This window comes from Bradyrhizobium sp. 25ACV (assembly GCF_054863005.1).
In genome coordinates this window covers 1-19781 of record NZ_JAVAYO010000024.1, presented here as the reverse complement: position 1 = coordinate 19781, position 19781 = coordinate 1, and the positions used below count along the sequence as shown (strand labels likewise).

20 protein-coding genes and 1 pseudogene are annotated in these 19781 nt (G+C 64.6%); 17 read left to right on the top strand and 4 right to left on the bottom strand.

The annotated features are described in order from the left end of the window. Positions 1–11 precede the first annotated feature (11 nt). On the top strand, positions 12–1295 hold the full coding sequence (gene alr / locus RAD04_RS35895; RefSeq protein ID WP_461627554.1) for an alanine racemase: 1284 nt from the start codon (positions 12–14) through the stop codon (positions 1293–1295). 147 nt (positions 1296–1442) lie between these two features. On the opposite strand, the gene RAD04_RS35890 is transcribed toward alr, so the two are convergent. Further along, on the bottom strand, positions 1443–1664 hold the full coding sequence (locus RAD04_RS35890; protein WP_461627553.1) for a cysteine rich repeat-containing protein: 222 nt from the start codon (positions 1662–1664) through the stop codon (positions 1443–1445). A gap of 40 nt (positions 1665–1704) precedes the next feature. Here RAD04_RS35890 and RAD04_RS35885 point away from each other — a divergent pair, with 40 nt between their 5' ends. Further along, on the top strand, positions 1705–2481 hold the full coding sequence (locus RAD04_RS35885) for an exodeoxyribonuclease III (protein WP_461627552.1): 777 nt from the start codon (positions 1705–1707) through the stop codon (positions 2479–2481). 120 nt (positions 2482–2601) lie between these two features. On the opposite strand, the gene RAD04_RS35880 is transcribed toward RAD04_RS35885, so the two are convergent. The 3 genes from RAD04_RS35880 to RAD04_RS35870 form a co-directional block, all read right to left on the bottom strand. Next, a complete protein-coding gene (locus tag RAD04_RS35880; protein WP_461627551.1) occupies positions 2602–3408 on the bottom strand; it encodes a DUF4886 domain-containing protein in 807 nt (268 codons plus the stop codon). A gap of 97 nt (positions 3409–3505) precedes the next feature. After that, entirely contained in the window at positions 3506–3874 is a 369-nt protein-coding gene (locus RAD04_RS35875) for a GFA family protein (RefSeq protein ID WP_038946492.1), read from the bottom strand. A 235-nt stretch (positions 3875–4109) separates the two neighbouring features. Continuing rightward, complete coding sequence (locus tag RAD04_RS35870; protein ID WP_461627622.1) at positions 4110–4886, bottom strand: potassium channel family protein; 777 nt, start codon at positions 4884–4886, stop codon at positions 4110–4112. 485 nt (positions 4887–5371) lie between these two features. On the opposite strand from RAD04_RS35870, the gene RAD04_RS35865 reads away from it, so the two are divergent. From RAD04_RS35865 to RAD04_RS35795, 15 genes and pseudogenes are all read left to right on the top strand, one after another. Then, entirely contained in the window at positions 5372–6112 is a 741-nt protein-coding gene (locus RAD04_RS35865) for a FadR/GntR family transcriptional regulator (RefSeq protein WP_018317590.1), read from the top strand. A 51-nt stretch (positions 6113–6163) separates the two neighbouring features. Then, a pseudogene (locus RAD04_RS35860) lies at positions 6164–7066 on the top strand (NAD(P)-dependent oxidoreductase); the annotation flags it as partial. 10 nt (positions 7067–7076) lie between these two features. After that, positions 7077–7760, top strand: a complete 684-nt coding sequence (locus RAD04_RS35855) for an amino acid ABC transporter permease (RefSeq protein ID WP_461627550.1) — start codon at positions 7077–7079, stop codon at positions 7758–7760. A gap of 7 nt (positions 7761–7767) precedes the next feature. Continuing rightward, positions 7768–8436 carry an amino acid ABC transporter permease gene (locus RAD04_RS35850; RefSeq protein WP_461627549.1) on the top strand — a complete coding sequence of 223 codons (669 nt, stop codon included), beginning with the start codon at positions 7768–7770 and terminating at the stop codon, positions 8434–8436. A 1-nt stretch (position 8437) separates the two neighbouring features. Continuing rightward, complete coding sequence (locus tag RAD04_RS35845) at positions 8438–9193, top strand: amino acid ABC transporter ATP-binding protein (RefSeq protein ID WP_461627621.1); 756 nt, start codon at positions 8438–8440, stop codon at positions 9191–9193. Between the two features lie 20 nt (positions 9194–9213). Then, positions 9214–10008: a transporter substrate-binding domain-containing protein gene (locus RAD04_RS35840; protein WP_028145045.1), complete on the top strand. Its 795-nt coding sequence runs from the start codon at positions 9214–9216 to the stop codon at positions 10006–10008. Positions 10009–10077: 69 nt separating this feature from the next. After that, positions 10078–10524 (top strand): ribose 5-phosphate isomerase B, encoded by a 447-nt coding sequence (rpiB, locus tag RAD04_RS35835; protein ID WP_461627548.1) that lies wholly within the window; start codon positions 10078–10080, stop codon positions 10522–10524. Positions 10525–10537: 13 nt separating this feature from the next. Then, positions 10538–11455, top strand: a complete 918-nt coding sequence (locus RAD04_RS35830) for a ribokinase (RefSeq protein ID WP_461627547.1) — start codon at positions 10538–10540, stop codon at positions 11453–11455. Between the two features lie 58 nt (positions 11456–11513). Then, complete coding sequence (locus tag RAD04_RS35825; RefSeq protein ID WP_461627546.1) at positions 11514–12242, top strand: sulfite exporter TauE/SafE family protein; 729 nt, start codon at positions 11514–11516, stop codon at positions 12240–12242. A gap of 16 nt (positions 12243–12258) precedes the next feature. Next, positions 12259–13707, top strand: a complete 1449-nt coding sequence (radA, locus tag RAD04_RS35820; RefSeq protein ID WP_018317598.1) for a DNA repair protein RadA — start codon at positions 12259–12261, stop codon at positions 13705–13707. 166 nt (positions 13708–13873) lie between these two features. Then, positions 13874–14503 carry a CvpA family protein gene (locus tag RAD04_RS35815; protein ID WP_018317599.1) on the top strand — a complete coding sequence of 210 codons (630 nt, stop codon included), beginning with the start codon at positions 13874–13876 and terminating at the stop codon, positions 14501–14503. A gap of 27 nt (positions 14504–14530) precedes the next feature. Further along, complete coding sequence (purF, locus tag RAD04_RS35810; RefSeq protein ID WP_461621140.1) at positions 14531–16054, top strand: amidophosphoribosyltransferase; 1524 nt, start codon at positions 14531–14533, stop codon at positions 16052–16054. Between the two features lie 161 nt (positions 16055–16215). Then, positions 16216–16956 carry an SDR family NAD(P)-dependent oxidoreductase gene (locus RAD04_RS35805; protein ID WP_461627545.1) on the top strand — a complete coding sequence of 247 codons (741 nt, stop codon included), beginning with the start codon at positions 16216–16218 and terminating at the stop codon, positions 16954–16956. A 78-nt stretch (positions 16957–17034) separates the two neighbouring features. Beyond that, the gene (locus RAD04_RS35800) at positions 17035–18177 is read left to right on the top strand and encodes an NHL repeat-containing protein (RefSeq protein ID WP_461627544.1); all 1143 of its coding nucleotides are present in this window, start codon (positions 17035–17037) and stop codon (positions 18175–18177) included. Positions 18178–18346: 169 nt separating this feature from the next. After that, positions 18347–19573 carry an ABC transporter substrate-binding protein gene (locus RAD04_RS35795; RefSeq protein ID WP_461627543.1) on the top strand — a complete coding sequence of 409 codons (1227 nt, stop codon included), beginning with the start codon at positions 18347–18349 and terminating at the stop codon, positions 19571–19573. The last annotated feature ends 208 nt before the right edge of the window (positions 19574–19781 follow it).

Sequence of the window (19781 nt, the reverse complement as noted above, 5' to 3'; positions counted from 1 at the left end):
AAAACGACGCCATGACAATGGCGTCCGACCCGAAAACCATCTCACAATCCGGCCTTCTCTCCGCGGAGGCCAATCAGGCTGCCGCGCTCGCTGCCTATGGCGGCGTGCTGACCGTCGATCTCGACGCCATCATTGCCAATTGGCGCAAGCTCGAGAAGACGGCAGTGCCGGCCGAATGCTCGGCGGTGATCAAGGCCGACGCCTATGGTTGCGGCGCCGCCGAGGTCGCGCGCGCGCTGAGCAAGGCCGGCTGCAAGACCTTTTTCGTCGCCACCATCGAGGAAGCGCGCAAGGTGCGCGCGGCCGTCCCGGAGCCCACGATCTACGTGCTCGGCGGCTATTTCCAGAACACCGGCGAGCACTACGCCAAGATCAATTGCCGTCCGGTCATCGGCGACCTCAACGAGCTCGCCGAATGGGACGTGTTCTGCCGCCGCACCGGCTGGACCGGGGGCACGGCGGTTCACATCGACACCGGCATGAACCGGCTCGGCCTGACGCTATCGGAAGCGCAGGCCATCATCCCCCGCATCAATGCCGGCGATCACGGCATCACGCTGGTGATGAGCCATCTGGTCTCGGCCGAGCAGCTCAACAGCCCCGTGAACGCCAAGCAGCTGGCGGCCTTCCGCGGCATCGCCAGCGAATTCTCCGGCGTGCCGGCGGCACTCGCCAATTCCTCCGGCATCTTCCTCGGCGCGCCCTTCCAGTTCGATATGGTGCGGCCGGGCGCTGCGCTCTACGGCGTCAACCCGACGCCGGAGGCCGACAATCCGATGCAGCCGGTGGTCGACCTCAAGGCGCGCATCGTGCAGATCCGCACCATCGAGCGCGGCGAGAGCGTCGGCTATGGCGGCACCTGGACCGCGCGGCGGCCGACCAAGCTCGCGATCATCGCAGTCGGTTATGCCGACGGCTATTTCCGCGCTGCCAGCTCCAATGACGGCACCCGCGGCGCCGAGGTCATCGTCGCCGGCAAGCGTTGCCCGGTCGCTGGCCGCGTCTCCATGGATCTGATCGCGATCGACATCACCGATCTGCCGCCGAATGCGGCGCGGCGCGGCCATATGGTGACGCTGCTCGGCGAGGGCATCACCGTCGACGAGCTCGCGCATCATTTCGGCACCATCGGCTATGAGGTGCTGACCAGCCTCGGCCACCGCTACGCCCGCCTCTACAAGGGCGGCAATGTGGAGGAGCCGCTGGTGAAGCCGGCTACCGCACAGACCGCCGAGCAGCCGCCCTCCCCACCGCCGGTCGAGCAGCCCGCGGCCCCGCCGCCGCTGCCGGGTTAGTCCGGATCAACACGCGCGTGCCCCGGACGCGGCGCAGCGCTACTTCAGCGGCGCGCTGCAGAGCCGGGGCCCATCTCTCAACAGCGCACCGTGTCGCCTCTGGGTCCCGGCTCGCGCTACGCGCGTCCGGGACACGGAAGGGATCGCTTACTTCTTCTTCCTGTTGTCCAGCGCCGCCTTGCAGGTCGCGCTGAGCCGGTCGCGCTTGTCGGTGAGGCAGGCGACGACGCGCCCGCCGCCCGGCGCGATGCCGGCGCAGAATTTGTCATAGTCTGCCTTGCACGCACCGCGCGGGTCGGACGATTGTGCCGACGCGGCCCCGGAGAACGCGAGGGCGACGATGATGGCGGCAAAGTTCAGCTTGGACATTGTATCTCCGGGTACGGAAGGCAGGAGCCGGTAGCTCTACATGAAGATCGCGACATTCAACATCAACAACGTCAACCGCCGCCTGCCCAATCTGTTGGCATGGCTGCGCACGGCAAAGCCCGATGTCGTCGCGCTTCAGGAATTGAAGGCAAGTGATGGCGAATTTCCGGCGGCCGCGATCGAAAAGGCCGGCTATGGCGCGGTGTGGCGCGGACAGAAGACCTGGAACGGTGTCGCGATCCTCGCCCGCAATGCGGAGCCCATTCTGACCCGCGACCGCTTGCCTGGAAAACCCGGCGATCTCGAAGCCCGCTATCTCGAAGCCGCCGTGCGCGGGATCATCGTCACCAGCATCTATCTGCCCAACGGCAATCCGCAGCCGGGTCCGAAATTCGATTACAAGCTGGACTGGTTCGCGCGCCTCAGGCGCCACGCCAAGAGCTTCATCAAGCAGGATCTGCCCGTGGTGCTCGCCGGCGACTACAACGTCGCGCCTACAGAGATCGACATCTATCCGACGCGCTCATGGGACAAGGATGCGCTGATCCAGCCAAAGAGCCGCGCAGCCTTTGCTTCGCTCGTCGAGCAGGGCTGGTGCGATGCGATCCGCGAGCTGCATCCGGAGCAGCGCATCTACACGTTCTGGGACTACAAGCGGAACCGCTGGCCGCGCGATGCGGGGCTGCGGCTCGATCATCTCCTGCTCAGCCCAGCCCTCGCCCCGCGCCTGGCCAAGGCCGGTGTCGACAAGAAGATCCGTGGCGAGGATGGCGCCAGCGATCACGCGCCGGCATGGGTGGTGTTGAAGGAACGTTGATGCCATAGGGTGGATTAGCCCCGCGGCTGCGCGAAGCGCAGTCCGCTAGCGTAATCCACCGCTTCTGTTTCTGCGGACACGAACAGTGGTGGATTACGCTTCGCTAATCCACCCTACGCACTATCGCCCATAATAGTCCTGCACCGTGTCCCACGCCGCCTTTTGCAGAAGCCGCGTCGTCTCCACGTCCAGCCCCATGATGTAGGAATTGTCGACGGGCGAACGGCCCGTCAACGCGGCAAACGTCACGCATGCCGCAAGATACGTCCCCGCCGGACTCGGATGCCGCTTGTCCAGTGCATACAGATTGAGCTCCGGCTGCAGCTTGCGCACCCGCGCGAAGGCAAGACCTGCGGGAATGACCAGCGCATCGTTGGCATTGCCTGCGATCGTGTAGGCCTCGGCCAACGATTCCGTCATCTCCGGCTTGTCGGCATAGGCCCAGGACATGAACAGCACCGGCCGCATGCCGTGGACGCGAACGATCTCACTGTCCTTCTTCGCGAAACTCGCGAACGCGTCCTTCAATTGCGGATGGATCGGGCACTGGCTGCAATCCATCATCACGACGGCGTCGTACTGCCGGCCCGGCTTGTTGAAGATGACGTTGTTCTGCTCGTCGAAGGAATAAGCGCCGAGGCCGCCCGGCCGCAGCAGATTGTCCATGTCGTGCCAATCGAGGCCGGAGCCGCCGATCGTCACCATGGTGTTGCGGTACACCGCCTTGTTCGCGGGATCCACAGCCCGCTCCATGAAGGTGAGATGCCCGGGCATGCCGTAGAAGAAGCTGTTGCCGACGAACAGCGCTGCCTTGGGGAAGTCCGGTCCGAGCGAAGTCACCTTCGGCTTGGTCTGCGCCTGGACATTGAAGCCGGCTGCAACGGCCAGACACATCGTAAGCATGACTCGCGCAAAAAGACGCATCATGGCTTCCTCCCCTTTTCTACAGGGCCGGAACCAAATCAGCTTTTCAAAATGGCCTCAAGAGCATGAACGTGCAGCGGACATCCGCCCGCATGCATGCTCACCACAAGTTCTTGCCGTCGATCATGTTGACCGGCACCGCCTCCAGATCGAAATCGTCGAACAGGCGCGCGTTCACCGCGACCTTGGGATTGTCGAAATCGGGCTTGCCGGTCGACCAGTCCGGCGACTCCGAATAGGTGCCGCAGCCGCAGCTCGCACAAAAATGATGTTTGACGGTGCGGCTGCCCCACAGATAGGTCGCGACGTTATCGGGCGGAGACAACAGGCGAAACTGCGCCGGCGTGTAATAGGCCCACAGCGCGCCGCGCTTGGCGCAGAGCGAGCAGGTGCAGCGCGTCACGCTTGAAGGCACCTCCGTCACCTCGAACACCGTCTCACCGCAATGACAGCTTGCCTCGATCGGCATGATCCGCTCCCCGTTGTGTCAGAGGTGGGCATAGCCGGCCCCTGCTGCCAACATGCTGTCAGCAGCGGGGCGGATGGGCAAGAAACGTGAAAACAACCCCATGCACAGTAGCCGCCCCCCGCCGATTCAATGACTTACGGGTCCCCCGATGTCGAATTGCCCTCGCCCCGGCAAAACACCGGCGCGATGTCGGCATGAGAGACATCCACCGGCGTTGCCGGGCGCGAGAGCTGTTTCAGGTGGCGCCTTCGTCGGGAATATTGAGAACAACGCCACAAGCCTTGCAATGCACCGCGTCGGCATCGTGCCTCTGGAGCCCGCAAGCGGGGCACGGAAATCGCACCTTGTGGGGACTGAGGAGCGCGCGTGCGAGATTGAAGAACAGCGTTACGCCGAAAATCATGATCACGACGGTGATCAAGCGACCGAGCGTGCCCGGCAGGGTAATGTCGCCAAAGCCGGTCGTTGTCAGCGCCGTGACGGTGAAATACAGCGCATCGGCATAGTTGTGGATCTCATTGTTGCGAAACTTCTGGGTCTCGTAGACGATCCCGGTCATGACGAATATGAAAACGGCGAGGTTCGTCACCGCGAAGATGACCTCTTCGTTGCGACGAAAGAACGAAGAATCGATGCGGAGCCTCGTCAGCATCTGGTAGTCGCGAAGCAGCCCCAGCGTTCGCAGTATCCGGAGAAAGCCGCCCGCCTCGCCGGCAAGCGGTGCCAGGAAAGAAACGATCGCTACCATGTCAGCCCAGGTCGCAATCTGACGGAACTTCCGAAAGGGATGCCGGCCGACGAGGAGTCGTGCCGAAAAATCGGCAAGCAGAAGCATGCCGAATAGAACGTCGAGCGTCTCGATGATCTCACTGGGAGGCAGGAACGAGGTTGCAATGATGAACAGCACCGTCACGATATCGAAGGCAAGCAACGCGTAGCGAAAGCGCACGCCGCTCGGCGTTGCGCCCTCGTAAAGGCCGCGGACGCTGCTTCTGAGAGAATTGAGGGTCACGGCATCATGATCGCGGTTTGCGCGGATGATGGCAACTCGGAGAGCGTGTCGCAAGATCGAACCCAATCGCTGCTGTCTTTGGCCGAACGGGAGAAGGTTTGCGAACCACGTGTTGGGAGATGACCGAAACGAACGTCTGCCATACCGACAGTCGGGGCCAGCCGCGATGCATGATGCGGCGCGAGCACCTTCGGCAGGACTGCCGCGGAAAGCCTTAAGCCTGTCGGTGCGAGGAAGGCAGTCCGCGGCGTTCGTGAGAGGAACGTCCGCAGTGTTGAAGCCGACGCGATCGACATTGTTGCGGATGTCGGATCGGTAACTCGTCGTGTCGAGAACGAATATCTTCGTCGAAGAGGTGATGCCAGGGTTGTTCCGTGGCCAACCAGACAACCCTCGATTTCCGACCGGGTTGGGAGTCGAGCCTCTTGACCACAGCCGCTTGGTCAGCATACTGGTCTGACCAAGATCAGACCAGTGGGACGGGAATGGAGCTGAAGCGCGCCACCGAAGGCGAAAAAGGGTTCGAGAAGGTGTTCGCATTCCTGCGCGAACGCCTGCTCGCGGGCTCGCTCAAGCCCGGCGACCGCCTCATCTCGGAACGCGAGCTGGCAACTCTCCTCGGCGTCAGCCGGCCGATCGTCCGCGAGGCACTGCGGGCCCTCACCGTGCTCGGCATCGTCGAGATCCGCGACCGCATCGGCACCGTGGTGACCCGGCCGGACGTGTCGGTGCTGAACGACTTCTTCACCTTCGCGCTCGCCCAGCAGGCGGACATGCTCGACGACGTCATGCAGGCGCGGGTCGCGATCGAATGCCAGGCGATCCGCCTTGCCTGCGAGCGCGCCAACATTGCCGATTTCGAGCGTCTGCAGCGCGCGCTCGCGAAGATCGGCGAGACGATCGACGAAGCCGATGCCGGCGGCATGGCCGACTTCGACTTCCACCGTGCCATCGTCGTCGCCTCGCATTCGGAGACGCTGACGGTCCTGCATGGTTCGTTGGCCGGCCTCTTGACCCATTCGCATCGCAGCCGCCGCGAGCTGGTGCAGGCCTTCCCGTCGATGAAGACCTATCTGATCGACGATCACCGCCGCATCTTCGAGGCCGTGATTGCGCGCGATCCGGAGCGGGCGGACGCGACCCTGCGCAAGCATTTTGCCATCGGCGACGAGTACCGGCGGCGCGCCATCGTCGGCGACATCGACAAGACCAGCGCCTCGGGATGATCGCGGCAGCGCGGTCAACCAAGAAGCAAATCAACCAAGAAACGGACTGATCATATGGGACGGAACGACAAGGGCAATGTCGGCTTCATCGGCATCGGCACGATGGGCCGAGAGATGGTGCGCAACTTGCTGATGGCCGGCCACGCAGTTCGCGTGTTCGATCTCGACGAGGCGGCACTGGCCGACAGCGCCAGGGAAGGCGCGGCTCGTGCCAACAGCCCTGCCGAGGCCGCGCAAGGCGCCGATATCGTCATCACCATGCTGCCCGACACGCCCCATGTCGAGGCGACCATTTACGGCGAGCACGGCCTGCTGAAGTCGCCGCCATCGGGCAAGCTCGTCGTCGACATGAGCACGATTTCGCCGGTCGCCGTCCGCCGCATCCATGCCGACCTGCAAAAGATCGGCGTCGGCTTCATCGACGCGCCGGTCTCGGGCGGGCCGGTTGGCGCCAAGAATGCCGCGCTCTCGATCATGGCCGGCGGCGATGCCGACGCGTTCGCCAAGGCCGAGCCGTTCTTCCGTGCTATGGGCACCACCATCACGCATGTCGGTGCGTCCGGCGCCGGCCAGACCGTCAAGCTCTGCAACCAGCTGATCTGCGGCATCAACATCCAGGCGATCTGCGAGGCGCTGGCGCTCGGCCGCGCGTCGGGCCTCGATCTCAATCTGCTGCGCCGGGTGCTGCTCGGTGGCTCCGCGGCCTCCTGGATGCTCGACAAGCTCGGCCCCCAGATGATCGCAGGCGACGTCTCCGCCGGCTTCCGGATCGATCTCCAGCTCAAGGACCTCCGCCTGGTCCAGGAGCACGCGCAGGCACTCAGCGTGCCGCTCCCCGGCACCGCGCTCGTGACCAGCCAGTATGTCGATGCGCGCGCGCATGGCGAAGGAAGCAACGGCAACCAGGCACTGTTCCGCGTCTACGACCGCATGACCAACCAGACAACCGGCTGAACGGGCGCCGATGAGCCTTCAACTCGACTTTCCCGCAGTGCTGGAGCGTTGGCCGAGCTTTCTCGCCGGCGCCATCCTCACGCTGGAGCTTGCCGCCTTCGCGACGGTGCTCGGCGCCCTCCTCGGCACGCTGGCGGCGGTCGGGCGCGGAACGCACAACGCGCTGATATCAGGCGCCTGCAAGGTCTATGTCGAGACCATCCGCAACACGCCGCTCTTGGTGCAGATCTTCCTGGTCTATTTCGGCCTTGCCAGTCTGGGGCTGAAATTCTCCGCCTTCACGGTGGCCGTGGCCGCGCTGACGATCAACGTCGGCGCCTACACCGCCGAGATCATGCGCGCCGGCTTCGAGGCGATCCCGCGCGGACAGATCGAGGCGGCCGAAGGCCTGGCGCTGTCGCGCCTCCAGATCTACTGGCACATCATCCTGTTGCCGGCGATCGAGAAGGTCTATCCGGCGCTGACCAGCCAGTTCGTGCTGCTGATGCTGGCCTCTTCGGTCTGCTCGCAGATCTCGGCCGAGGAGCTCACCGCCGTCGCCAACTACATCCAATCGGATACGTATCGCGCATTCGAGACCTACATCATCGTCGCCGTGCTCTACGTCGTCCTGTCGCTGGTGATGCGCGCCGGCTTCTGGGGCCTCGGCCTCGTGCTGTTTCCGCGCCGCCGCCGGCTCGGCACGCCGTTGTGAGATGATCATGGGCGGACATCTCAACATCAATCATCTGATGTTCCTCGGCCAGGGGGCGCTGTGGACCTTTGGCCTGTCGGTGATCGCGCTGATCGGCGGCGGCATCGTCGGTTTCGTGATCGCGCTCGCGCGGATCTCGCCGCTGAAATCGGTGCGGATTGCCAGCGCCATCTATGTCCAGCTCATCCAGGGCACGCCGCTACTCGTCATCCTGTTCCTCGGCTATTTCGGTCTCGCCGCGATCGGCCTCAAGGTGTCGCCGCTCGCTGCTGCCGGCGCCTCGCTGACGCTGTACGTCGCCGCCTATCTCGGCGAGATCTGGCGCGGCTGCATCCAGTCCGTGCCGAAGCCGCAATGGGAGGCCGCCGAAGGCCTGGCGCTGAGCCGGACCCAGCGCATGATGAAAGTTATCCTGCCGCAGGCCATTCGCATCGCGACGCCGCCCACCGTCGGCTTCATGGTGCAGATCGTCAAGAACACCTCGCTCGCCTCCGTCGTCGGCTTCGTCGAGCTGATGCGCTCGGGGCAGATCGTCAACAACTCGCTGTTCGAGCCGTTCGCCATCTACGCCATCATCGCCGTCATCTATTTCGCCATGTGCTATCCGCTGTCGCTGTTCAGCCAGAGGCTGGAACGGCGGATGGGGCGTGGCAAATCCAACCTCGCGCCGGCCTGACATGCAACAGAACCTCTCCTCCGATCCAATCGTGTCGCTCCGCGACGTGCAAAAGAGCTTTGGCTCGCTCCGGGTCCTCGATGGCGTCAGCTTCGCGGTCGAGCGCGGCGAAGTGCTGGCGCTGATCGGCCGCTCAGGCTCCGGCAAGAGCACGGCGCTGCGCTGCATCGACCGTTTCGAGAAGGTCGACGGCGGCGAGATCGTCGTTTGCGGGCATCGGGTCGACCGTCCCGACGTCGATCTGCGCGCGCTGCGCCAGGACGTCGGCATCGTGTTCCAGAGCTATAATCTGTTTCCACACCTGACGATCGAGCAGAACATCACGCTGGCACCCTGCGCCGTGAAGGGCCTGGCGAATTCGCAGGCCAAGGACCTCGCGCGAAAGGTGCTGGCTCAGGTCGGGCTCGAAGAGAAGCTGCACGCCTATCCCGAGCAATTGTCGGGCGGCCAGCAGCAGCGCGCCGCGATCGCGCGCTCGCTCGCCATGCAGCCGAAGGTGATGCTGTTCGACGAGGTCACCTCTGCGCTCGACCCCGAACTCACCGCCGAAGTGCTGAAGGTGATCGAGCAGCTGGCGGCGGACGGCATGACCATGGTGATGGTCACGCACGAGATGGGCTTTGCCAAAGGCATCGCCGACCGGATCGTGTTCATGCATCGCGGCAAGGTTCACGAGACCGGCCCCGCCTCGATCCTGACATCGCCGACGACGCCGGAACTCACGCAATTCGTGGGCACCGGAAATCTAAAATCATAACAGGGAGAGGAGAACTAGGGATGACCAACAAGACACTGCTGGGGACCGCCGCCGCGCTGCTCGGCCTCGTCATTTTGTCCGCCACGCCGGCATCGGCCGACCTGCTCGACGACGTGATGAAGGCCAAGAAGATTCGCATTTCAACCGATCTTGCGATTCCGCCCTCGGGCATGATGGACTCCAGCATGAAGCCGACCGGCTCCGACGTCGAGGTGGCTCAGCTGCTCGCCAAGGATTGGGGCCTCGAGCTCGAATTCATCCAGACCACCGGCGCGACCCGCATCCCCAACGTCCTGACCGGCAAGGCCGACATCATCATCTCGACCCTGTCGGTGACGCCCGAGCGCGCCAAGGTCATCGACTTCACCAAGCGGTATGCGACGCTGCAGTCCGACGTCGGCTGCCTGAAGTCCATGAACGTCAAGGACTGGCCCGACCTGAAAGGCAAGACCATCGGCGTTTCGCGCGGGACCACGCAGGATACCACCCTGTCCAACATGAAGGACAAGGAGCTGACGATCGCCCGCTATGACGACGACGCCACGGAAGTCACGGCGGCCGTCTCCGGTCAGGTCGATTGCGTCGGCACGTCGGCCACGATCATCAACCAGATCGGCGTCAAGAATCCCGCCCGCATCTTCGAATCGAAGATTCCGCTCGCAACCTTCGACCTCGCCATCGGCCTGAAGAAGGGCGAGCAGCGCCTGATGGACAAGCTCAACGGCTGGATCACCGAGAACGTCAAGAACGGCAAGCTCAACGCGATCTACAAGAAATTCCACGGCGTCGAGCTGCCGCCCGACATGCGTAGCTGAACGAAAGAGAAGCCGTGACAGCCGCTTTCCGGCTGTCACGGTCAAATGCAAAATCAAGAAGGACACCACATGCGTCTCGTCATCGGATCCGACCACGCCGGCTGGCCGCTCAAGCAGACCGTCATCGACCACATCCGCAAGCTCGGCCACGACATCGTCGATGTCGGCTCCCATGACGACAAGCCGGTGGACTTCCCCGACATCGCGCGGGCCGTGGCACAGAAGGTGACCTCGGGCGAAGCCGCGCGGGGCATCATGGTGTGCGGCACCGGTGTCGGCGCCTCGATCGCGGCCAACAAGATGAAGGGCATCCGCGCCGCGGTCTGCCACGACGTTCATTCCGCCCATCAGAGCGTCGAGCACGACGACGTCAACGTCATGTGCATCGGCGCGCAGATCGTCGGCCCCTGGCTCGCCGTGGATCTCGTCTCGTCCTACCTCTCCGCGGAGTTCTCGACCGACGAGGATTTCCGCCGCCGGGTCGAGAAACTGCGCGTCATGGACGAGCAAGGCTGAGGGCCTCTCGGCCATGATCCTGGTGTTCGGCTCGCTCAACATCGACCTCGTCGCGAAGGTCCCGATCATTCCTGGCCCCGGCAGGACGGTGCTGGCGCCGTCCTACCAGACGCATTTCGGCGGCAAGGGTGCCAACCAGGCCGTTGCCGCCGCGCGGATCGCGGGGCCGGGACAAGTCCGGATGGCAGGCCGCGTCGGCCGGGACGGATTTGGCGACAGTGCGATCGAGAACCTCGGGGCTAACGGTGTCGACGCCGATCTCATCGCCAGGGCCGACGAGCCGACCGGCTGCGCCTTCATCACGGTCGATCAGGCAGGCGAGAATGCGATCACGGTGGCGAGCGGCGCCAACATGACCGCGAGTGCCGGAGATCTTGGTGCCGCACTCTTCACGCCCGACACGGTGCTGGTGCTTCAGATGGAAGTGCCCTTCGCGGCGGCGCTCGAGGCTGCGCGCAGGACGACATTGGCCGCCGGCACCGTCGTCTGGAATCTCGCGCCCGTCCCGGAGGGGACGACCCGCGAGATGGTGACAAAGCTTCTTGCCGTGACCGACTATCTCCTCGTCAACGAGCACGAGGCGCTGGACGCCGCCGGCGCCATCGACCTCGCTACGTCCAGTTACGAGGCCGCTGCCGCGGACCTCGCCAGGGCCGGCGACCTCACCTGCATCGTGACCGCCGGTGCGCAAGGCGCGCTGGCCGTGACGGCCGACGGCACCCGCCTGCGTGCGCCCGCCCCGCGCATCACGCCGGTGGACACGACCGGCGCTGGCGACACCTTTGTCGGCGCGTTCGCGGCCATGCTGAGCGAAGGCGTGTCGCTGCAGATTGCGCTCGATGTGAGCTGCGAAGCCGCCGCATTGAAATGCCTCAAAGCCGGCGCCCAGACCGGCATGCCGATGCGCAGCGCAATAGGTTCCCTCGCCTAGCGCGAATCGCCCATATCGCTGCCCGCGGCTAAACTCTCCCGATTCGTGGGAGACCGTTTTGGCCTTTCTCTTCGTCCTCGTCGTCGGCCTCGTCGCCGGCACCATCTCAGGGATCGTCGGCACCGGCTCGTCGATCATGCTGATGCCGGTGCTGGTCTATGCCTATGGGCCGAAGGAAGCCGTGCCGATCATGGCGGTGGCGTCCGTGATGGCGAACTTTTCGCGGATCCTGGCCTGGTGGCGCGAGGTCGACTGGCGGGCCTGTGCGGCCTATTCGGTCACGGGCATTCCGGCGGCCGTGCTCGGCGCACGGACGCTGCTGGCGCTGCCATCGCATGCGGTGGACCTCGCCATCGGCATCTTCCTGATCGCGATGGTGCCGGTACGGCACTGGTTGGCGCGGCATGACCTCAAGGCCAATCTCTGGCATCTCGCCGTCGGCGGCGCCGTGATCGGCTATCTCACCGGCATCGTGGTCTCGACCGGCCCGCTCAGCGTGCCGCTGTTCCTGTTCTACGGACTCAACAAGGGCGCTTTCCTCGCCACCGAGGCGGCCTCCTCGCTGGGCCTCTACTTCGCGAAATCCGTGACCTTCGAGCGTTTCGGCGCGCTGACCGGCGATGTCTTCATGAAGGGGCTGATCGCGGGCGCGTCGCTGATGTCGGGCGCCTTCATCGCAAAGCGCTTCGTGCTGCACCTGAAGCCGGACGTGTTCCGCCTGCTGATGGACGCGATCATGGTCGCGGCCGGGCTCTCCATGCTATGGAACGCGACCCAATCTCCCTGAGCACGATTGACGCCTGATGGCCAAGAACACCCTTTCCTTCGTCTGCCAGAACTGCGGCGCGGCCTATAACCGCTGGCAGGGCAAGTGCGAATCCTGCGGCGAGTGGAATACGCTCGCCGAGGAGGACACCAGCGGCAGCGTGCCCGTGTCGATCCGCTCCAAGCGCAAAGGACGGACGTTCGCGCTGGAGAGCCTGTCGGGAAAGACCCAGGATGCGCCTCGCCTGTCCTCTGGCATGACCGAGCTCGACCGCGTCACCGGCGGCGGCTTCGTCCGCGGCTCGGTGCTGCTGGTCGGCGGCGACCCCGGCATCGGCAAGTCGACATTGCTGACGCAGGCCACCAGCATGATGGCACGCGCCGGCCACCGCATCGTCTACATCTCCGGCGAAGAAGCAGTCGCGCAGGTGCGCCTGCGCGCCGAACGGCTCGGGCTGTCGGATGCGCCGGTGCAGCTCGCCGCCGAGACCTCGGTCGAGGACATCGTCTCGACGCTGTCGGAAGGCGCGGTCCCGCGGCTGATCGTGATCGATTCGATCCAGACGATGTGGACCGACACGGTGGAATCCGCGCCGGGCACCGTGACCCAGGTGCGCGCCTCGGCGCAGGCGCTGATCCGCTTTGCGAAGAAGACCGGCGCGGCCATCATCCTGGTCGGCCATGTCACCAAGGACGGCCAGATCGCCGGCCCCCGCGTGGTCGAGCACATGGTCGACGCCGTGCTGTCGTTCGAGGGCGAAGGCTCGCAGCAGTTCCGCATCCTGCGCGCCGTGAAGAACCGTTTCGGCCCGACCGACGAGATCGGCGTGTTCGAGATGACCGGCCTTGGCCTGCGCGAGGTCACCAATCCGTCCGAGCTGTTCCTGTCCGAGCGTGATCTCGGCACGCCCGGCACCGCAGTGTTCGCGGGCATCGAGGGCACCCGGCCCGTCCTGGTCGAATTGCAGGCACTGGTGGCGCCGACCTCGCTCGGCACGCCGCGACGGGCCGTGGTGGGCTGGGATCAGAGTCGGCTCTCGATGGTGCTGGCGGTGCTGGAGGCCCATTGCGGGGTCAAGCTGTCGGGCCACGACGTCTATCTGAACGTGGCGGGAGGCCTGCGCATCCACGAGCCCGCGGCCGACATGGCCGCCGCGGCGGCGCTGGTATCCTCCCTGGTTAATGCGCAGTTACCCACCGATGCGGTCTATTTCGGCGAGATTTCACTCTCTGGCGTGATCCGGCCGGTGGCGCAGACCCCGGCCCGGCTCAAGGAGGCGGTCAAGCTGGGCTTCAAGCGCGCCGTGCTGCCCGAATCGGCCCGAGGCGGGGATGCCGGCGGTGACGCCGGACTGTCCCTGAATGCGGTCAACAGCCTGACGACATTGGTCGCAGAGATTGCCGCCAAGGGCTCCCGCCGGGGCGAATCGAACGCGCCGGCAGAGAAAAATGCCACACCGGCAAGATTCCGCCGTGGAGAGGGTTAGGTGGAGGTGACGTCGGAGGCCCCCACCGCTATACAGCCGTCACAAAAGCAGCATGGGATTGCGTGGTTGCGGCCTTGCCGGGAACGCCGTCTGCCCCTCTTTTAGGGCAGCGGCCAAACACCGATTCGCTGAGCACCTTCGACGTACGAGCGGACCAGACCAGCCGATGCCAGTAACACTCCTCGACCTGATCCTGCTCGGTGTGATGCTGATCTCGGGCCTGCTCGCCATGGTCCGCGGCTTCATGCGCGAAATCCTGTCGATCGCGGCCTGGGGCGCGGCGGCGATCGTGACGCTGTACTCCTTCTCGAAGCTGCTGCCGACCGCCAAGACCTATTTCAACAACGACACCGTCGCGAGCGTGGTCGTCGTCGCCGGCGTATTCGTGGGCACCCTGGTCGTGGTTTCCGTGATCACAGTCCGGATCTCCGACATGATCCTGGATTCCAGGATCGGTGCGCTGGACCGCACCCTCGGCTTCCTGTTTGGCCTGGCTCGCGGGCTTTTGATCGTCGTGGTCGCCTTCCTGTTCTTCACCTGGCTGGTTCCGGACAAGCAGCGCCCGGACTGGGTGACGGGGGCCAAATCCCGCGTCGTGCTCCAGGGAACCGGGGATTGGCTGATGGCCCTCTTGCCGGACGACCCCGAGAACACCATCTTGAAGAGATTCAAGAAAAACAAACCAGATGATGATCAAGCTGAATCCGAGCAGCAGCCTTCGGGCAGTGGCGACGGTTACAGTAAACCCGCTCGTGACAGTTTGAAGAAACTGATCGAGAAACCTGCGGCGCGTTGATTGCCCTTAAAGAGAGGCGCGGACGAGATGCGACACCCTGACCAGGACGCCCAACTTGATCTCGATCCAAACGCCGGCCCGGGCCCGGCCGCGCTAGAGGTTCAGGACGACCTGGAAGGAGATACGCTGCGCGAGGAATGCGGCGTCTTCGGCATCTATGGCCACCCGGACGCCGCCGCCATCACCGCGCTCGGCCTTCACGCCCTTCAGCATCGCGGCCAGGAGGCCGCCGGCATCGTCTCCTACGACGGCAGCCGCTTTCACAGTGAACGCCGCCTCGGCCTCGTCGGCGATACCTTCTCCCGCCGCGAGGTGATCGACCGCCTGCCCGGCAATATGGCCGTCGGCCATGTCCGCTATTCCACCACCGGGGCCACCATCCTGCGCAACGTGCAGCCGCTGTTCGCCGAGCTCAATGCCGGCGGTCTCGCGGTCGCCCATAACGGCAACCTCACCAACGGCCTGACGCTGCGCCGCGAGCTCGTGAAGCACGGCGCGATGATGCAGTCGACCACCGACACCGAGGTGATCCTGCATCTGGTCGCGCGCTCCAGGCGCGCCCGCTTCATCGAGCGCTATATCGACGCGCTGCGCGAGATCGAGGGCGCCTATGCGCTGGTCTCGCTCACCAACAAGAAGCTGGTCGGCGCGCGCGATCCGCGCGGCATCCGTCCCCTCGTGCTCGGCGAGCTCGACGGCTGCCCGATCCTGACGTCGGAGACCTGCGCGCTCGACATCATCGGCGCGCGCTTCATCCGCGACATCGAGCCGGGCGAAGTCATCGTGTTCGACGAGAACGGCCAGGACATCCACAAGCCGTTCCCGCCGATGGCACCGCGTCCCTGCATCTTCGAATACATCTATTTCTCCCGTCCGGATTCCATCGTCCACGGCCGCTCGGTCTACGAGGTCCGCAAGGCCTTCGGTGCGCAGCTCGCGCGCGAGAGCCACGTGCCGATCGACGTCGTCGTGCCGGTGCCGGATTCCGGCGTGCCCGCCGCGGTCGGCTACAGCCAGCATTCCGGCGTGCCGTTCGAGCTGGGCATCATCCGCAACCACTATGTCGGCCGCACCTTCATCCAGCCGACGCAGGCGATCCGCGAATCCGGCGTGCGCATGAAGCACTCGGCCAACCGTGCCGCGATCGAAGGCAAGCGCATCATCCTGATCGACGACTCGCTGGTGCGCGGCACCACCTCGAAGAAGATCGTGCGCATGATGCGCGATGCGGGCGCCAAGGAAGTGCACTTCCGTCTCGCTTCGCCGCCGATCCTCTATCCCGATTATTACGGCATCGACCTGCCCGACCGCGGCGGTCTTCTCGCAGCGACGCATTCGCTGGAGGAGATGCGCGAGATCATCGGCGCCGACTCGCTCGCCTTCCTGTCAATCGACGGCATGTACCGCGCCATGGGCGAGCCCGGCCGCGACCCCGCCAATCCGAAATTCTCGGATCATTGTTTTACCGGCGCGTATCCGACCCACCTCACCGACCAGACCCAGACCGAGCAGCAGCCGCGACAGCTGTCTCTGCTGGCGGAGGCGAGCTGACGGCGCAGCCGTCATCCCGGGGCAGTCCGTAAGGACCGAACTGTGGTGCGCAATTGCGCACCTGAGGATCTCGAGATTCCGGGTTCGATGCTTCGCATCGCCCCGAAATGACGGCTGCGGATGGGGCTTGTCCCGGCCATCCACGCCTGTAAAACCCTGCCATGACAAAACTCCTCGCTGACCGCATTGCTCTCGTCACCGGCGCCTCGCGCGGCATCGGCTATGCCACCGCGATCGCGCTCGCCAAAGCCGGCGCGCATATCGTGGCGGTGGCGCGCACGCAGGGCGGGCTGGAAGAGCTTGACGACGAGATCAGAAAACTGGGTGGCAGTGCCACGCTGGTACCGCTCAACCTCACCGATTCCGACGGTACCGCGCGGCTCGGCGCCGGCCTGCACGAGCGCTACGGCAAGCTCGACATCCTCGTCGGCAATGCCGGCGTGCTCGGCCCCTCCTCGCCGATCGGTCATATCGAGCTGAAGACCTTCACCGACGTGATGGCCCTCAACGTCTCCGCGAACTTCCAGCTGATCCGCTGCATGGAGCCGCTGTTGAAGCAGTCCGATGCCGGCCGCGCCGTGTTCATCACCTCGGGCGCCGCCAACAAGGCGACCGCCTATGTCAGCCCCTACGCGGCGTCCAAGGCCGCACTGGAAACACTGGCGCGCGCCTGGGCGCAGGAGACCGCCAACACGAAGCTGCGCGTCAACCTGTTCAATCCCGGCCCGGTCCGCACTCGCATGCGCGCCACGCTGATGCCGGGCGAAGATCCGGCGACGCTCGACACGCCCGAGCAGGTCGCCGAATTCATCGTGCCGATGTGCGCCCCTGACTGGACCGAGACCGGCAAGTTCTACGACTACAAGACGCGCAGCCTGATGAGCTTCCGCTCGCCGGCCTGATTGACTTGACTGCCTCCCCGCGATTGACTGCCCGCGCGTAAGCGGCAGCAAGCCGCACGCCAAGAAAGGGAGGTTGCCATGGCGCCATGGCATGATCGCGCAGGCTCTTCGTCTGCGCTCGCACGTCACGCTCTCTTCATTCTGATCGCAGCCGTCGCCTTCGCGTTTCCGGTTGCGTCGAACGCCGGTGACGTCCCGACCTTTGCGGTCGATGCCTCCTGGCCAAAGCAGCTGCCGAACAACTGGATCCTCGGCCAGGTCGGCGGCATCACCGTCGACTGGCAGGGCCATATCTGGGTGATCCATCGCCCGCGCTCGCTCACCGACGACGAGAAAGGCGCAAGCCTCAATCCGCCGCGCTCGAAATGCTGCGTATCGGCGCCGCCCGTGCTCGAATTCGACGTTGACGGCAATCTGCTGCGGTCGTGGGGCGGTCCCGGCCAGGGCTATGAATGGGTGGGCCGCGAGCACGGCATCGAGGTCGACGAGCGCGGCTTCGTCTGGGTCGGCGGCAATGCCGACAACGACAATGCCATCTTGAAATTCACGCTCGACGGCAAGTTCGTCGCACAGATCGGCAAGTTTGCCCCGAGCCTCGGCAGCAACGACACGACGCAGCTCGGCAAGCCCGCCGAGACCGCGCTCGACAAGGAGGCCAACGAGATCTACGTCGCCGACGGCTACGGCAACCGCCGCGTCATCGTGTTCGATGCGACGACGCTCGCCTACAAGCGGCACTGGGGCGCCTACGGCAACAAGCCCGACGACGCCAAGCAGGCGCCCTACGATCCCAAGGCGCCGGTCGCGCAGCAATTCGGCAACCCCGTCCACTGCGTGAAGCTCGCCAATGACGGCCTCGTCTATGTCTGCGACCGCATCAACAACCGTATCCAGGTGTTCAAGAAGGACGGCAGCTTCGTGAAGGAGTTCTTCTTCGAGAAGAACACGCTCGGCAACGGCGCGGTGTGGGACATCGCGATCTGGCCCGATCCGAAGCAGACCTATCTGCTCAGCGCCGACGGCGAGAACAACGAGATCCGGGTCATCAAGCGCGAAGACGGCAGCGTAGTCGGCAGCTTCGGGCACAATGGCCGCAACGCCGGTCAATTCCACTGGGTGCACGCCATGGCGATCGACGCCGGGGGTAACGTCTATACCGCCGAGGTCGATACCGGAAAGCGCATCCAGAAATTCAAGCTGACATCGGACGCGCTCAAATAGCGTCTCAACGCATTTTTCCCAAAAAGTTAACCGACGGATGACGCTACGACGCAGCGTCATCCGGCTTTAGGCGCATTGCCGCCAGCCCTGGGACAGGCTAGAGCCAATCAGCTGGAACAAGGCTCCGCAAGAGAGCCGTCCGCATATTTGACAATGGAGGAAACCTTTTATGACGACGACGTTCGCGCGCCGCTCCGCGGCCCTTCTGGCCTGTGCCGCCTTCGGTTTTGCAACATCCGCCTACGCGCAGGACAAGACCGTCAAGATCGGCGTGCTCAACGACATGTCGAGCCTCTATGCCGACATCGGCGGCCCCAATTCCGTGGTTGCGATCAAGATGGCGGTCGAGGATTCCGGCCTGCTCAAGAAGGGCTGGAAGATCGACGTCATCAGCGGTGATCACCAGAACAAACCCGACGTCGGCGTCAACATCGCCCGGCAGTGGATCGACAACGAGAAGGTCGACGCGATCGCCGATACGCCGAACTCCGGTGTCGCGCTGGCGGTCAGCAACCTCGTCAAGGAAAAGAATGCGGTGCTGCTGAATTCCGGCGCCGCCTCCGCCGACCTCACCGGCAAGGCCTGCACGCCGAACACGATCTCCTACACCTACGACACCTACATGCTGGCCAACGGCACCGGCAAGGCGCTGACCAAGGCCGGCGGCGACAGCTGGTTCTTCCTGACTGCGGATTATGCCTTCGGCCACGCGCTCGAACGCGACACCACGGCGGTCGTGACCGCGAACGGCGGCAAGGTGCTCGGCAGCGTCAAGCATCCGATCAATACCGCGGACTTCTCATCCTTCCTGCTGCAGGCGCAATCCTCCAAGTCCAAGGTGGTGGGCCTTGCCAATGCCGGCGGCGACACCACGAACTCGATCAAGCAGGCGGCCGAATTCGGCATCGTCTCCGCCGGCCAGAAGCTCGCGGCATTGCTGCTGTTCATCAACGACGTGCATTCGCTGGGCCTGAAGACCGCGCAGGGCCTGACCTTCACCGAATCGTTCTACTGGGACCTGAACGACAAGACCCGCGAATGGTCCAAGCGCTTCTCGGCGCAGGCCAGCAAGAACGCGATGCCGTCGATGACACAGGCCGGCAATTACGCGATGGTGCTGCACTATCTGAAGGCGATGGACGCGCTCGGCGGCAATCCGCATGACGGCGCCAAAGTCGTTGCCAAGATGAAGGAGCTGCCGACCGACGATCCGCTGTTCGGCAACGGCCCGCTGCGCCAGGACGGCCGGCGCCTCATCCCGGCCTACCTGTTCGAGGTGAAGAAGCCTGAGGAGTCGAAGGGGCCGTGGGACTATTACAAGCAGATCGCCACGATCTCGGCGGAAGACGCCGCCAAGCCGCTCAAGGACAGCGATTGTCCGCTGGTGAAAAAGTAAGAGACCGTAGGGTGGGTTAGCACGCGGCTGCGCGAAGCGCAGTCCGCTGGCGTAACCCACCACTTCTCTCGCCCCGACAAAGGTGGCGGATTACGCTTCGCTAATCCGCCCTACGCTCGTACGGCTTGGCGAGCAGCCGTAGGGTGGGCAAAGGCGCGTCAGCGCCGTGCCCACCATCTCGCCGCACTAACAGGAGGCGGTGGGCACG

Excerpts from the sequence above, each read along its gene's own strand:
- alr (WP_461627554.1), top strand. The coding sequence starts at position 12 with ATGACAATGGCGTCCGACCCGAAAACCATCTCACAATCCGGCCTTCTC.
- RAD04_RS35890 (WP_461627553.1), bottom strand. The coding sequence starts at position 1,664 with ATGTCCAAGCTGAACTTTGCCGCCATCATCGTCGCCCTCGCGTTCTCC.
- RAD04_RS35885 (WP_461627552.1), top strand. The coding sequence starts at position 1,705 with ATGAAGATCGCGACATTCAACATCAACAACGTCAACCGCCGCCTGCCC.
- RAD04_RS35880 (WP_461627551.1), bottom strand. The coding sequence starts at position 3,408 with ATGATGCGTCTTTTTGCGCGAGTCATGCTTACGATGTGTCTGGCCGTT.
- RAD04_RS35875 (WP_038946492.1), bottom strand. The coding sequence starts at position 3,874 with ATGCCGATCGAGGCAAGCTGTCATTGCGGTGAGACGGTGTTCGAGGTG.
- RAD04_RS35865 (WP_018317590.1), top strand. The coding sequence starts at position 5,372 with ATGGAGCTGAAGCGCGCCACCGAAGGCGAAAAAGGGTTCGAGAAGGTG.
- RAD04_RS35855 (WP_461627550.1), top strand. The coding sequence starts at position 7,077 with ATGAGCCTTCAACTCGACTTTCCCGCAGTGCTGGAGCGTTGGCCGAGC.
- RAD04_RS35850 (WP_461627549.1), top strand. The coding sequence starts at position 7,768 with ATGGGCGGACATCTCAACATCAATCATCTGATGTTCCTCGGCCAGGGG.
- RAD04_RS35845 (WP_461627621.1), top strand. The coding sequence starts at position 8,438 with ATGCAACAGAACCTCTCCTCCGATCCAATCGTGTCGCTCCGCGACGTG.
- RAD04_RS35840 (WP_028145045.1), top strand. The coding sequence starts at position 9,214 with ATGACCAACAAGACACTGCTGGGGACCGCCGCCGCGCTGCTCGGCCTC.
- rpiB (WP_461627548.1), top strand. The coding sequence starts at position 10,078 with ATGCGTCTCGTCATCGGATCCGACCACGCCGGCTGGCCGCTCAAGCAG.
- RAD04_RS35830 (WP_461627547.1), top strand. The coding sequence starts at position 10,538 with ATGATCCTGGTGTTCGGCTCGCTCAACATCGACCTCGTCGCGAAGGTC.
- radA (WP_018317598.1), top strand. The coding sequence starts at position 12,259 with ATGGCCAAGAACACCCTTTCCTTCGTCTGCCAGAACTGCGGCGCGGCC.
- RAD04_RS35815 (WP_018317599.1), top strand. The coding sequence starts at position 13,874 with ATGCCAGTAACACTCCTCGACCTGATCCTGCTCGGTGTGATGCTGATC.
- purF (WP_461621140.1), top strand. The coding sequence starts at position 14,531 with ATGCGACACCCTGACCAGGACGCCCAACTTGATCTCGATCCAAACGCC.
- RAD04_RS35805 (WP_461627545.1), top strand. The coding sequence starts at position 16,216 with ATGACAAAACTCCTCGCTGACCGCATTGCTCTCGTCACCGGCGCCTCG.
- RAD04_RS35800 (WP_461627544.1), top strand. The coding sequence starts at position 17,035 with ATGGCGCCATGGCATGATCGCGCAGGCTCTTCGTCTGCGCTCGCACGT.
- RAD04_RS35795 (WP_461627543.1), top strand. The coding sequence starts at position 18,347 with ATGACGACGACGTTCGCGCGCCGCTCCGCGGCCCTTCTGGCCTGTGCC.